Annotated in this window: 13 protein-coding genes and 1 pseudogene; 7 read left to right on the plus strand and 7 right to left on the minus strand. The window is 69.8% G+C overall.

The window, feature by feature from the left end; genetic code table 11:
* Nucleotides 1-3: 3 nt before the first annotated feature.
* Nucleotides 4-789 (plus strand): YidC/Oxa1 family membrane protein insertase, encoded by a 786-nt coding sequence (locus VIM54_RS12275; protein WP_331901699.1) that lies wholly within the window; start codon nucleotides 4-6, stop codon nucleotides 787-789.
* 32 nt (nucleotides 790-821) lie between these two features.
* Nucleotides 822-1,106, plus strand: a complete 285-nt coding sequence (locus VIM54_RS12280; RefSeq protein WP_331901700.1) for a hypothetical protein — start codon at nucleotides 822-824, stop codon at nucleotides 1,104-1,106.
* Nucleotides 1,107-1,113: 7 nt separating this feature from the next.
* Here VIM54_RS12280 and VIM54_RS12285 read toward each other — a convergent pair whose 3' ends face one another.
* Nucleotides 1,114-1,614, minus strand: coding sequence for a hypothetical protein (locus VIM54_RS12285; RefSeq protein ID WP_331901702.1), 501 nt, complete (start codon nucleotides 1,612-1,614; stop codon nucleotides 1,114-1,116).
* Nucleotides 1,615-1,840: 226 nt separating this feature from the next.
* On the opposite strand from VIM54_RS12285, the gene VIM54_RS12290 reads away from it, so the two are divergent.
* The gene (locus VIM54_RS12290) at nucleotides 1,841-2,392 is read left to right on the plus strand and encodes an OsmC family protein (RefSeq protein ID WP_331901704.1); all 552 of its coding nucleotides are present in this window, start codon (nucleotides 1,841-1,843) and stop codon (nucleotides 2,390-2,392) included.
* A gap of 101 nt (nucleotides 2,393-2,493) precedes the next feature.
* On the opposite strand, the gene VIM54_RS12295 is transcribed toward VIM54_RS12290, so the two are convergent.
* Entirely contained in the window at nucleotides 2,494-3,279 is a 786-nt protein-coding gene (locus tag VIM54_RS12295; protein ID WP_331901706.1) for an alpha/beta hydrolase, read from the minus strand.
* Nucleotides 3,280-3,346: 67 nt separating this feature from the next.
* Between VIM54_RS12295 and VIM54_RS12300 the strand changes: the two genes are divergently transcribed.
* The gene (locus tag VIM54_RS12300) at nucleotides 3,347-3,931 is read left to right on the plus strand and encodes a GNAT family N-acetyltransferase (protein ID WP_331901707.1); all 585 of its coding nucleotides are present in this window, start codon (nucleotides 3,347-3,349) and stop codon (nucleotides 3,929-3,931) included.
* Between the two features lie 3 nt (nucleotides 3,932-3,934).
* Here the strand turns inward: VIM54_RS12300 and VIM54_RS12305 are convergent, their stop codons facing one another.
* The 4 genes from VIM54_RS12305 to VIM54_RS12320 form a co-directional block, all read right to left on the minus strand.
* Nucleotides 3,935-4,363: a DUF1761 domain-containing protein gene (locus VIM54_RS12305; protein ID WP_331901708.1), complete on the minus strand. Its 429-nt coding sequence runs from the start codon at nucleotides 4,361-4,363 to the stop codon at nucleotides 3,935-3,937.
* Nucleotides 4,364-4,402: 39 nt separating this feature from the next.
* Nucleotides 4,403-5,782: a pyridoxal phosphate-dependent decarboxylase family protein gene (locus VIM54_RS12310; protein WP_331901709.1), complete on the minus strand. Its 1,380-nt coding sequence runs from the start codon at nucleotides 5,780-5,782 to the stop codon at nucleotides 4,403-4,405.
* A gap of 191 nt (nucleotides 5,783-5,973) precedes the next feature.
* Nucleotides 5,974-6,873, minus strand: a complete 900-nt coding sequence (locus VIM54_RS12315) for an NYN domain-containing protein (RefSeq protein WP_331901710.1) — start codon at nucleotides 6,871-6,873, stop codon at nucleotides 5,974-5,976.
* Nucleotides 6,874-7,381: 508 nt separating this feature from the next.
* Nucleotides 7,382-8,044, minus strand: coding sequence for an NAD(P)H-hydrate epimerase (locus VIM54_RS12320; protein WP_331901711.1), 663 nt, complete (start codon nucleotides 8,042-8,044; stop codon nucleotides 7,382-7,384).
* A 246-nt stretch (nucleotides 8,045-8,290) separates the two neighbouring features.
* Between VIM54_RS12320 and VIM54_RS12325 the strand changes: the two genes are divergently transcribed.
* From VIM54_RS12325 to acs, 3 genes and pseudogenes are all read left to right on the plus strand, one after another.
* Complete coding sequence (locus tag VIM54_RS12325; protein ID WP_331901712.1) at nucleotides 8,291-9,169, plus strand: septum formation family protein; 879 nt, start codon at nucleotides 8,291-8,293, stop codon at nucleotides 9,167-9,169.
* A 58-nt stretch (nucleotides 9,170-9,227) separates the two neighbouring features.
* Nucleotides 9,228-9,725 carry a tetratricopeptide repeat protein gene (locus tag VIM54_RS12330; protein ID WP_331901714.1) on the plus strand — a complete coding sequence of 166 codons (498 nt, stop codon included), beginning with the start codon at nucleotides 9,228-9,230 and terminating at the stop codon, nucleotides 9,723-9,725.
* 78 nt (nucleotides 9,726-9,803) lie between these two features.
* Nucleotides 9,804-11,784 (plus strand): annotated as a pseudogene (acs, locus tag VIM54_RS12335) (acetate--CoA ligase).
* On the opposite strand, the gene VIM54_RS12340 reads toward acs, so the two are convergent.
* Nucleotides 11,781-12,191 (minus strand): zinc-binding dehydrogenase, encoded by a 411-nt coding sequence (locus VIM54_RS12340; RefSeq protein ID WP_331901716.1) that lies wholly within the window; start codon nucleotides 12,189-12,191, stop codon nucleotides 11,781-11,783. The pseudogene acs and the gene VIM54_RS12340 sit on opposite strands and share 4 nt — an antisense overlap.
* Nucleotides 12,192-12,351: the final 160 nt, after the last annotated feature.

Raw genomic sequence — 12,351 nt, forward strand, 5'->3', positions numbered from 1 at the left:
CTCATGGACCTCTTTTCGTTTGCCCCCATTGCCGCCATCTTCGACGTCGCCTACGCGGCGGTCGAGGGTCTGGCCGCATTGTTCACCCCCGTCGCCGGCGCCGCGAGCGCGGCGCTGGCCATCGTCGCGCTCACGATCCTCGTGCGTCTCGCCCTCATTCCCGTCGGCGTTTCCCAGGTGAAGGCCGAGGGCACGCGCCGCCGGCTGACCCCCCAGCTGCAGGCCCTGCAGCGCAGGCACAAGAAGAACCCGGCGCTGCTCCAGCAAAAGACGGCCGAGCTCTTCAAGGCCGAGAGGTCGTCCCAGTTCGCGGGGATCCTGCCGGCCCTCGCCCAGGCGCCGGTGCTCTCGCTCGTGTACGCGCTGTTCCTCCGCACGACCGTCGACGGGCATCCGAACGGCCTGCTCGCCGAGCACCTGTTCGGGGTGCCGCTCGGCACGTCTTTCGTGCACCTGCTGTCCGGCGGCACCCCGTGGCCGGGCGCGGCCGTCTACCTCGGGCTGTTCGCCGTCATGGCCGCCGTGGCGTGGTTGTCGCGACGGATCGCTCTCGAGCTCATGCTGCCGAACCCGGATGCCGCCCCCGGCACGGAGTCGGTCGGTCGCGCGCTGAGCTGGTTGGGCTTCATCACCGTGGTCTTCGCGGCGTTCGTGCCGCTCGCGGCCACGCTCTACCTCGCGGCGACCACCGTCTGGACCCTCGGGGAACGCCAGCTGTTGCGGCGGCTGCTGTGGCGTGGTTCCGGTCTGCCTGGGTCCACGGGCGCCACGGCGGCCATCGCCGGTTGACCGGGCGATGTCCGCAGGCTGGCGGTCGCACCGTGACGAGGTCGACCTCGGGGGCTTCTGACCTGGTCGACGTGCGCGTCGCCGCCACGGCCATCACCATGACGGCCGCGGCGGTGATCGCCGCTCCCGCCCAGAGCCAGAACTGGCCGGAGCTGAACGCGCGCAGTTCGCCGCGGAGGTTGCTCACGCTCTTCGAGACCGCGCGCCCCACCGCCGACGAAACCCTCGAGCGGGCGCTCACCGAGGCCGAGCGCACTCCGGAACTGGCGCCGCTCGTGGAGGCGCTGCACCGCGTGCCGGAGCCCGCCGGCAGCTAGAGCGTAGTCACGCTGTCTGGCGAACCGCGCCGTCACGTCGCTGCGGTGCGACGAACACGAGCGATGAATAGGTGATCACGGCGAGCGCGAGATGCATGGCGACGAGAACAAGCACGGCCTGGGCGGACTGCCCGCGGTAGAGAAGCCAGGCGTCCGGGGCGAGCGCCACGATCGACACCAGAGTGGCGAGGACGAGGTATGGCTTGCGCGCGCGGGAGGAGACGAAGGTGGTCACCGGCCAGCCGAATGCCGCGATCACGACCCCGATGATGGTCAGTTTGGCGTAGTCGCCGAATTGGAAGTGCTCGTAGCCGATCGTCGAGGGGAAAACGGCCGTGCCGACGGCCACGAGCGCGGCGCACGCCGCGAGGGACCCGAGCACGGCCACCGCCGTCGCGAGCAGGAACCGAAAGAGACCGGGTTGCGCCGACCCGGAGGGCAAATCGATGCCCAATCCGGCAATGATCCTCTCGGCCCGGGTGGTGGTTGACTGCGTTGGCTCGCTCATGAACTGGGTCCTTCTGTCGGGTGGGCGGCATCCGTCCGCGATCCGACGGTAGAGCGGGATTCTGGGGACGAGACCGGATTCGGTGCTCCGGCGGGTGAGAAATCTCACACGAACCGGCGGGTGGGGTGACCCGCGCCGGCGGCCCGCATAGCGCGGTGTTACGCCGCGAGTCCCCCTGTGACGCGGCGCTCGACGCGAGCCGCGGCATCCGCAGTACTGTCGGCCCATGACTCTCCTCGACGCATCTCCCGTAACCTCCGTCACCGCCGACGAGCGCGCCACGCGGCTCACCGAAGCCGGCACCGCCTGGGGCGAGCGAATCGCCGCCGATGTCGCGAACGGTCAGCTGACCTACCGAGTACGCGGCACGGGCGAGGGCTCGGTTGCATCGATTATCACCGCCGGCAAGCACAGCTTCCGGGTGGATGAGCCTGCCGCGCTCGCCGGGGACGACATCGCCGCCAGCCCCGTGGAGTTCGCGCTCGGAGCGCTCATCTCCTGCCAGGTCGTTGTCTACCGCCTCTACGCGCAGGCCCTCGGAATCCGGGTGGACGAGATCGACGTGAAGGCCGAGGGCGACCTCGACGCCCGCCGCCTGTTCGGCATCGAGGAGTCCGTTCGCGCCGGTTTCACCGCGGTGCGCCTCGAGATCACCATCACGGGACCCGAGACGGACGCGCGCTACCAGGAGCTGCGGGCGGCGGTCGACGCCCACTGCCCCGTGCTCGACCTCTTCGCGAACGCGACGCCGGTGACCGTGAGCGTCGCCAAGGCCTAGACCCGCGCCGGCCGTGCACAACTCAGGCTGTTGTGCACGGCGGGGTTCCCTCCGCCCGCGTTTCCGCACGGGCGAGTGGCGGCGCGGCGAAACGGCCGGAGTTATGCGCGCTGGTCGGTGAGGAAGGCAACCGCCGCATCGCGGAACGCCCGCGACGTTGGCGCGTTGAAGTGGTGCCTTCCGGGAATCTCGAAGAACGACCCGTTGGGCGCCGCGGCCGCGAGCGAGCGGGAACCGTCGATGATGCGATCCTCTACTCCGGTCGCGAAGAGGATGGGCTGCCTCGGCGGGTTGGCCGGGTCCGGCTGCTGGCCGCCGCGCATCCCCTCGACGAGGGCGATCAGGGCCCCCAGGTCGTTGCCCGGGATGCTCTGCGCCATCGTCAGGTAGCTGCGGGTGAGGCGATCGGCGATCTCCGTGCCGTCGGCGACGAAGGCCCGCGCCTCATCGAGCCGAAAGTTGGTCAGGGGGTCGCCGGAGGGGATGCCGCCCAGCACGGCCCGGTCGATCCGGTCGGGCAGTTGGAGCGCCGCGTGCCAGCCGACCCGGGCGCCGAGCGAATAGCCGACGTAGTGCACCCGCTCGACTCGGTAGGCGTCCAGTACCGCGACCACGTCCGCGACCAGCGCCTGCATCGTGTAGCGGTGCGGGTCGTGCGGCTTGTCGGTTGCGCCGTGCCCGCGCTGGTCAAGGAGGATCACGTGGAAGCCGGCGCGAAGCAGGTAGCGCACCCAGCCGGACGAGAACCAGTTGAGCAGGGCGCCGGAGGCGAAACCGTGAACCGCGATGACTGTCGGGTGTTCGACCGCGCCGAATTCGTAGGTGGCGATTGTGAGACCATCTGGCGAGGCGACGAAGCGGATCGGCGGGGGTTCTGGGGTGAGCATCGGCTCTATTCGACCACGTTTGCCTGCCCGCGCGTGCGATGACGGTGCTCGGGAGTATCGTGCCGGCATGAACGCCATTCGCGTCGAACAGGCCACGGATGTGCCGTGGTCCGACGTCGAGGCCGCGCTCACCCACGGCGGCAACGGCTCGACCTGCTGGTGCCAGTGGGCCGTCAATCCGGCGTATCCCACGATGAGTCGGGACGAGAAGCGCGACGCGTTGCGCGCCGAGCTCGCCGCCGCGCGGGCGGCCTCGCCCCTCGTCGCCTACGTCGACGGGGCGGTGGCCGGATGGTGCAGGAGCGCACCGCGCACCGACCAGCCCCGCCTCGCGCACAACTCCGTGGTGATGCGCGGCACCGCCGAGCCGATGGACGACGACACGGTGTGGGCGGTGACCTGCTTCGTCGTGCGCCGCGAATACCGCGGTCGCGGTCTCGCGCACACGCTGCTCGAGCACGCCGTGCGGCTCGCGCGCGACAACGGCGCACGGATGATCGAGGGCTACCCGATCGACCTCGCCGAGAGGCCGGGGCGGCCGCCCAACACCCTCTACATCGGCACGGTCACCCTCTTTGCGTCGGCCGGCTTCGAGGTGACGGCGAGACTGACGCACGGTCGAGCCGTCATGACGCTGCGGTTGGCCGAGTAGCCGCTAGGCTCCCGCGGGCGGCCAGACCCCGATGATGAGGGCCATCACGAGGATCGTCACGCACTCGTGGGCGACGTTGAGCACCGTGAGACCCCGCGGGCGCCGGTCGAACGCGTCGTGCGTGATGAAGCGGGCGGCGGTGAAACCGGCCCAGAGCAGGATCCCGGTGACGAGCGTGCTGGAGAGGAATCCGCCGCCGTAGAACTTCCAGGCGATGAAGCTTGCTCCGGCGAGCACCCAGGACGTGATGAAGCTCACGATCACGGTAGCGACGATCGGACCCACGGCATCCCTGGCGTCGCCGCTCGGGGTGACGCCCGTGGCCTTCATCCAGTAGCTGCCGAACACCCGGGGGGTGTACCAGATCGAGCCGACGATCATGGTGGAGAGGGTGGCCAGAATCACTGCCCAGTAGTTGATGTCGGGAACCATCGCATCCTCGCAAGCGTCGCCATTGTTGGTGGCTGGAGTCTATTGGGCCATCGCCGACTCGACCGCGGAAATCGCGTCCGACACGTCGGTGGCGTCCGTGGACCAGTTGCTGACGGAGATGCGCAGGATGTCGCGGTCCCGCCAGTGGGAGCCGGACATCCACACGAGCCCGCTGTCGATGAGGTTCTTCGTCACCCGGCGGGTGTTCTCGTCGTCGCCGAACGCGAGGCTCACCTGCGTGAAGACGACGTCGTTGAGCACCTCCACGCCGGGAAGCCGGACGAGACCCTCGGCGAGGGCGCGGGCGTTGGCGGCGAGACCCTCCACGAGCCGCACGACGCCGGAGCGGCCGAGCGAGCGCAGCGCGGCCCAGACCGGCACACCGCGGGCGCGGCGCGACAGCTCGGGCACCTTGTCGAAGGGGTCGCCCGGGCCGTGGTCCGCATTGATGAGGTAGCTCGTCTGCACCCCGAGCGCCGCGCGCACCGGAGTGGGGTTGGCCACGATGGCGATGCCGCAGTCGTACGGCACGTTGAGAGTCTTGTGGGCATCCGTCGCCCAGGAGTCGGCGGTGTCGAGCCCGTCCAGGTGGTCGCGGTACAGCGGGCTCGCCGCGGCCCACAGGCCGAATGCGCCGTCCACATGCACCCAGGCGCCGTGCTCGTGGGCGATCGCCACGCACTCCCGCATCGGATCGAACGCCCCGGAGTGCAGATTGCCCGCCTGGAGGCACAGGATCGCCGGCCCAGTCACGTCGCGCATGGCCTCGGCGAGGGCGGCCGGGATGATTCGGCCCTCCGCGTCGGCGTCCACCAGCACGGGAAGTCCGAGTCCCAGATAGCGCAGGGCCAGATCGACGGAGGCGTGCCGCTCGCGCCCCGCGAATATCGTGATCCGCGGCCCGCCCGCGAGCCCGAGGGTGTTGAGATCCCACCCCGCGCCGTCGAGCACGCTCTGCCGTCCGGCCGCGATACCGACGAAGTTCGCCATCGTGCCGCCGGTGGTGAAACCCACGTCGGAGCCGCTCGGCAGGCCCAGGAGGTCGAGAATCCAGTCGCCGGCCGCCTGCTCGATGGCGGCCGTCGCGGGCGTGGCGTAGCGCATGGCGGCGTTCTGGTCCCACGCCGTCACGAGCCAGTCGGCGGCCAGGGCCGCGGGCAGGGTGCCGCCGATCACCCAGCCGAAGAACTTTCCGGATGGCATCGCCATGAGGCCCGGCTCGGCCACGGTGGCGAGTTCGTCGACCACGGCCGCCGGGTCCGAAGGCCCCTCCGGAAGCGGCCCGTCGAGCGTCTTCGCGAGCTCGTCAGCCGTGGCGCGGGGGGCGACTGGTCGCGTCGGCACGGACGCGAGCCAGTCCACGGCGTGCGCATGGGCGCGATTGAGGGGCTCGCTGAAGGCGTGCGGGTCGGCTGTCACGGTTCGAGGGTAGACCCGCCGTATCGACCAGGGGAAGAGCGCGGCTCGAAGCCGTGCACCGGGTGTTCGCTCTTGAGGTGCCCGCTTGTGTCGCCTCATCCGTGGTCGGAGCGGCGAATCTGGGCACCTCACAGATTAGGGAGCAAGACCGGGGAGGTTCGAGCGCGGCTGCAGGTGAGCGACCTGGCCGCTCAGGTCGTCTGCCGCAGCCGCATCCGGCGGGACGGATGCTTCTCGTCGAGCTCGATGCGGTCCTCGAGCGACCGCACGAAGTCAGTGAACGACTTGTAGCCGAGGGACCGCTCTTGGAAGGTGGGGTCCATCCGCAGCATCTGGCTCTTGGCGGCGGCGCTCGACAGCCATTCGTCGTCGTTCTTGGCCTGGCTGAGTTGCAGGGCGCGCACGAGGAGTTCGGTTGCGGCATCCTTCTCGCTCAGCGGCTTCGAGCGGCGACCGCGGCGCGTCGGGGCGTCGGTGGGCGGTGTGGCGCTCGGCGCGGGCCCGGACTGCTCGTCGGCGGACTTGACTCCGGGCAGCGCGTCGTAGTCGGCGAATTCGTTGCAGGCGGCGGCAAGGGCCTTGCTCGTGGCGCCGGCCACGCCGATGCCGACCACGTATCGGCCCAACTGCTTGCAGCGCTGGGCGAGCGCGATGTAGTCGGAGTCGCCGGCCACGATCACCACGTGGGTGAGGTCGGAGAGTCGGAACAGGTCTTCGACCACGTCGACGGCGAGCCGGATGTCGGCCCCGTTCTTCATCGAGGCGACGGTAGGAAAGAGCTGCACGAGATCGACAGCCCGTTCGATGAGTTGCTTCTGGTAGCTCGCGTTCACGGCGACCGACCAGTCGGCGTATGCGCGGCTCACGGCAATGGTTCCGAAGGACGACGCGAAGTCGAGCACGGCGCTCAGGTCGACGGTGGCATCCTCGAGCCGTTTCGCGATCTCGCTTCCCGCGTTCGCCCTGGCGTCGAAACTGCGAGCCTCGTCCTTGTGGAACTGCCCGCGTTTGCTCCGCTGGTCGTAGCGGGAAATGATGATGTTGTCGAAGTCGATGTAAACGGCAACGCGAGTGTCTGTCTGTTCTGCCATTGCGGCGCCTCTCGGTACGGTGCCCCCAGTCTGCCGGTTCGTCAACCAAACGGGTAGCCGACGACGACGGCGCGCGGATGGCGACAGTCATAAGTCCCTGGTGCCGATCCCGCGCACGGGACTACTCTCTCGACAAACATTCACAGTGTCGTGAGGAGGGTCCCATGATGCGCGGGGCGAGCCCCGCGTGGGCCGCGCGAGCCGCCGAGGGCCTCGTCGGGGCGATTCCGAGTGCGACCCGGCTCACGCTCGCCGGCCAGGATCACGGCGTCGATCACGGGGTTCTTGCGCCGGTGCTTGTCGAGTTCTTCGAGGAGGGCGGTGGCTCCCGCCCCGCGGCGTCGTGTGCTGCGCGGCCCCGCGTTGTGCCGTTGGCGATGGATGAGCCGCGCCCCGGTGCAGGGGGAGGGCGCCCCGCGTTTCGAGGTGTCAATTGCACATGATGTCAAGTCGAATTGGCTCAACGAAAACGGGAGTGCGGTACCCCGGAGGGGCGAACGCCGCTGTGTCAGTCGGGCAGTGTCACCGTCGGCTGGAGCGCGTCGAGATCCGGGCCGAGCCCGATGTCGATCACTCGCACGCGACCCGCGAGGCCGGCGGCGGGCGGCAGCAGCAGCCCCGCCTTGTGGCCGCCAAAGGTCACCGTCACGTCGGCGGCCAGCACGAGAGGGTCCGGCACGCTGCCGTCGTCGGGGTTGATGCCGCTCGGGATGTCGACGGCCACCACGAACGGTCGGGGCGTCACGCCGCGGACCGCCTCCACGACGGTGCGCGCGTCGCCGCGGAGGGCCGGATTCGCGCTTGTACCCGTGCCGAGGATTCCATCGACGACGACATCGGCGCCCGCCGCGAGACTCGCCGTCTCGCCGAGTGGAGCGACGTGGGCGCCGGCCGCGAGCGCCGAGGCCAAGCCGTCCTCGTGCACGCGCGGTCCGGTCGTGACGATCGCGACATCCGCGCCGCCGGCGGCGAGCTCGGCTCCCGCGTACAGCGTGTCCGCGCCGTTGTTGCCCGTGCCCACCGGCAGCAGCATCCGGCCCCCGCCGACGGGCAGCGCGTGTCGCACCTCATCGGCGAGTCCGGCCGCGGCGCGCTGCATGAGCGGCTCGCCCGCGGCCAGGTGCGGTGCTTCCGCGTCGCGCATCTGCTGTGCCGAGTAGCCGCGGATCATTTCGCGGCTCTCGTGTGCAGTGAGTCAACTACGCACGCCGTGGGCCCGATCGCCGTCTTCTCCGTCACGATGTCTCCCATGTCGGTCGTGCACTATTCGTGCAGAAACGCCTCAAGTCTCCCGCTCCGGCGCACGTCGCGGCAAAGGCTTCTCACAAGGGGGGCACGCGCACTGGGGTGACCGCAGCCCCCGGCATCTGGGCTAGTCTGCAGAGCAGAGTGAGTCTCACGATTCGGGGGTAACGGTGTGGGCAATTCTGTGCGGCGAAAATGGGCGATCGCGCTCGGTGCGGCGGGTGTGGTCGTCGTGCTCACCGGATGTTCGACGATTCTCACGGCTCTCAGCATCAACGGGGCGTCCTCCGGGTCATCGGTGACCCCGTCGGCGGGCGAGTGCTGGCAGGAGACCCACGCGCAATTGCGCTTGTGGGCCACCTGGAGCGGGGCCAAGCCGGTCGCGTGCACGCAGCCGCACCAGGCCTTCACGTTCGCGGTGATGACCCTCACCGAGAAGTTCACGGGCAGCTGGCTGACGAACGGTGGCAGTCCGCACCTGCGCGACGACATCGCGGCGGCGGCGTACTCACTGTGCGAGTCGACCAGGTCGACATTCCTGCCGGCGGAGCGCGAAACCCAGTACCTGCTCGCGCCGGCCTTTTACGTTCCGTCGGTCAAGGCCTGGGCCGGGGGAGCGCGCTGGGTGAGGTGCGACATCTCGGCTCTCGAGATCGGAAGCTCGTACGACAGGCCGAGGCTCGCGTCGCTCCCGACCGACATCCGAAAGTTCACGCGCGCCGTCACGTCCGCCCCTGACACGTTCCTGTTGTGCCTCGACACGGTCGATTCGACGGGCGACTCCGGTCCGTTCGCCGCATCGCCCACCTACTCGGATTGCGCGGCGGCTCCGCAGTGGCGGCTCAGCCTCACGTCGCTCCTGCCCGGCGACGCGGGAGTCGAATACCCGGACAAGGTGACTCTGGACGCCCTGACGCACGCGGACTGCGGTGCCCGGTTCGACTCCCCGTCGCGACGATCCTGGGTTTCGTATCCGTCTCGACAGACATGGTCCACTGGAGATCGCTCTGTGGTTTGCTGGACCACAGACGGCGCGCGCGCCGGCGCCTGACGCCCGACAGGGTGAGGCCGCCCTTCTTCGGGCGCGAGGCCTGTGACAGACTCTCGGCATGAACAGCGCCGAGTGGGAGAAGCGGTTGGCAGAACAGTGGGCGTCGATCGATGAGCTCCCCGAGGAGGAGTTCTTGACCGGCATGGACCGGCTGGTCGCCGAACTGCCGCAGGGCAGTGCCGTCGGCAAGTTCGAGCGGGCAGGGGCCCTCGACGCGACCGACCACCCCGATCTCGCGGTGCCCCTGTACCGGGAGGCCCTCGATCTCGGACTGCACGGCACACGCAGACGGCAGGCGGTGATCCAGCTCGCCAGTTCGCTGCGCAACATCGGCCGGGCCGCCGAGAGCGTCGAGTTGCTCACGGCCGAACTCGCCGTCGGCTCGGAGGAGCTCGAAGACGCGGTGATCGGGTTTCTCGCCCTCGCGCTCGCCGACCTGGGCCGTGACCGGGAGGGGTTGTCCCTCGCGCTCACCGCCCTCGCCCCGCACTTGACGCGGTACCAGCGCTCCCTCGGCAACTACGCCCAGGCGCTTCTCGGCGACGACTCCGCGTAGCGGCTGGCCAGGGCCACTGTTACCCGACGTGTCATCCGCACCCGGGCCGGGCACGCGACTCGGCTAGCGTCGAAGGCGATGTCAGACACGATTCGCAACCTGCTTACCGAGAACCGCCGCTACCCGGCACCCGTCGGATTCGCCGCGGCGGCGAATGTCACGGCGGAGTGGCTCGAGGCCTCGTCCGGCGACCCCGTCGAGTTCTGGGCCGAGCAGGCGCGGCGGCTGGACTGGGCGGAGCCGTGGCACACCGACCACACCTGGGCGCCGACCCGGCCGAGTGACGGCGGCGAGGCATCCGTTCCCCGCGCCGAGTGGTTCGCCGGCGGGCGGCTCAACGTCGCGGTCAACTGCGTCGATCGCCACGTCGCCGCCGGCGACGGCGCGAGGGTCGCGTTCCACTTCGAGGGGGAGCCAGGGGACCGCCGCAGCATCGACTACGCCGAGCTGCAGCGCGAGGTGTCCCGCGCGGCGAACGCCCTCACCGCGCTCGGGATCGTGGAGGGCGACCGGGTGGTCGTCTACCTGCCGGTGATCCCGGAGACCGTGATCATCACCCTCGCGATCGCCAGGATCGGCGCCATCCACTCCCTCGTCTTCGGCGGCTTCTCGGCCGAGGCGCTGCGTTTCCGGATCGAAGACACCGGGGCGAAACTCGTCGTGACCACCGACGGGCAGTACCGGCGCGGGGCCGCGGTGCCCGTGAAGGCGGCGGTGGATGTCGCGGTGGAGGGCGTCGAGTCCGTGGAGCACGTGCTGGTGGTGCGCCGCACAGGCGGCGACGTGCCGTGGACACCGGGCAGGGACGTGTGGTGGCATGACGTCGTCGACACGGCCCCGGAGGTGCACGAGCCGGAGTTCTTCGACGCGGAGACGCCGCTGTTCATCATCTACACCTCGGGCACGACGGGCAAGCCGAAGGGGCTGGTCCACACCTCCGGCGGCTACCTCACGCACGCGTCCTGGAGCCACTGGGCCGTCTTCGACGCGAAGGACACCGACGTGTACTGGTGCACTGCGGATCTTGCCTGGGTAACGGCCCACAGCTACGTTCTCTACGGGCCGCTCTCCAACGGCATCACCTCGGTGATCTACGAGGGCACTCCGAACACGCCGAACCGGGCCCGCCACTTCGAGATCATCGAGCGCTACGGCGTCACGACCTACTACACCGCCCCGACGCTCATCCGCACGTTCATGACCTGGTTCCCGGAGGGGGTCCCGGATGCCCACGACCTGTCGAGCATCCGCCTCCTTGGCTCGGTGGGCGAGGCCATCAATCCCGAGGCATGGGTCTGGTTCCACGAGAAGATCGGCGGGGGGGCGCGCCCCGATCGTGGACACCTGGTGGCAGTCGGAGACGGGGGCCGCGGTGATGGCGCCGCTGCCCGGCATCTCCACGCTCAAGCCGGGGTCGGCTCTCGGCGCCCTGCCCGGCCTGCGCGCACTCGTCGTGGACGGCGACGGCCGCGAGGTGCCGCACGGCTCCGGCGGGCTGCTCGTGATCGACGGCACCTGGCCCGGCATGGCGCGCACGGTGTGGGGAAACCCCGGGCGCTACCGCGACTCCTACTGGACCCGGTTCGCCCGCCAGGGTTACTTCTTCTCCGGGGACGGTGCCAAGTACGACGGCGACGGCGACATCTGGCTGCTCGGGAGGGTCGACGACGTGATCAACGTGTCCGGCCACCGGCTCTCGACCATCGAGATCGAGTCGGCGCTCGTGTCGCATCCGCTCGTCGGCGAGGCCGGGGTCGTCGGCGTGTCCGACCCGACGACGGGGGAGGCCATCGCGGCCTTTGTCATCGCCTCGGCCGACCTCCCGGAGGATATATCCGCACGGCTGCGTGCCCACATCACGACCGAAATCGGGGCCATCGCCAGGCCCCGCGATGTCTTCGTGGTGCCCGACCTGCCGAAGACCCGCAGCGGCAAGATCATGCGAAGGCTGCTCGCCGACATCGTGGACGGCCGTGCGCTCGGCGACACCACCTCGCTGCAGGACGAGTCGGTGCCGGCTCAAATCGCCGCGATAGTCGCGGCCACGCAGCGGTCCTAGAACGGAGGACCGGGAGGCACGAGCGCGGAGTTTCCCACGTGCGACTTCTCCAGGAGCTCCTGCTGGGCGGAGACGATCTGCAGGAGCGGGAAGCTCTTCGCCAGGAGGGGCCGTATCTCTCCGCGTTCGATACTGGAGACCAGGTCCGGGAACACCGGCTCCTCCCGGGCCGTGCAGCCGACCAGGGTGAGGTCCTCCAGGTAGAACGTTCGCATGTCGAGGTCGACGATGGGGCCACCGATCGCCCAGGAGGAGACGAAGGTTCCGCCTCGCCTCAGAAGGTCGAGCATCGCCGGGAAACCGCGGCCGGCAACGTTGTCGATCACGATGTCGACGCTGTTCGCGCCAAGCACGGCGACCGGGTCGACGTCGCGCCCGATCACCTCGTCGGCGCCGAGGGCACGCACCTGGTCGTGCTTGGCCGTGCTTGGCCGTGCCGGTCACGTGGGCTCCTCGCCGCCGGGCGAGCTGCACCACGGCGGAACCGACTCCGCCGGAAAGGGAGGAGGCGACCATGCCCTCATTCTCCCGCAGGTATGCTGGTGCCGCCCGCGAGGGGCGCCGCGT

The sequence above is a fragment of the Lacisediminihabitans sp. genome (assembly GCF_036569425.1).
Taxonomy (GTDB): domain Bacteria; phylum Actinomycetota; class Actinomycetes; order Actinomycetales; family Microbacteriaceae; genus Lacisediminihabitans.

Excerpts from the sequence above, each read along its gene's own strand:
- VIM54_RS12285 (WP_331901702.1), bottom strand. The coding sequence starts at position 1,614 with ATGAGCGAGCCAACGCAGTCAACCACCACCCGGGCCGAGAGGATCATT.
- VIM54_RS12305 (WP_331901708.1), bottom strand. The coding sequence starts at position 4,363 with ATGGTTCCCGACATCAACTACTGGGCAGTGATTCTGGCCACCCTCTCC.
- VIM54_RS12330 (WP_331901714.1), top strand. The coding sequence starts at position 9,228 with ATGAACAGCGCCGAGTGGGAGAAGCGGTTGGCAGAACAGTGGGCGTCG.
- VIM54_RS12300 (WP_331901707.1), top strand. The coding sequence starts at position 3,347 with ATGAACGCCATTCGCGTCGAACAGGCCACGGATGTGCCGTGGTCCGAC.
- VIM54_RS12315 (WP_331901710.1), bottom strand. The coding sequence starts at position 6,873 with ATGGCAGAACAGACAGACACTCGCGTTGCCGTTTACATCGACTTCGAC.
- VIM54_RS12290 (WP_331901704.1), top strand. The coding sequence starts at position 1,841 with ATGACTCTCCTCGACGCATCTCCCGTAACCTCCGTCACCGCCGACGAG.
- VIM54_RS12275 (WP_331901699.1), top strand. The coding sequence starts at position 4 with ATGGACCTCTTTTCGTTTGCCCCCATTGCCGCCATCTTCGACGTCGCC.
- VIM54_RS12295 (WP_331901706.1), bottom strand. The coding sequence starts at position 3,279 with ATGCTCACCCCAGAACCCCCGCCGATCCGCTTCGTCGCCTCGCCAGAT.
- VIM54_RS12320 (WP_331901711.1), bottom strand. The coding sequence starts at position 8,044 with ATGATCCGCGGCTACTCGGCACAGCAGATGCGCGACGCGGAAGCACCG.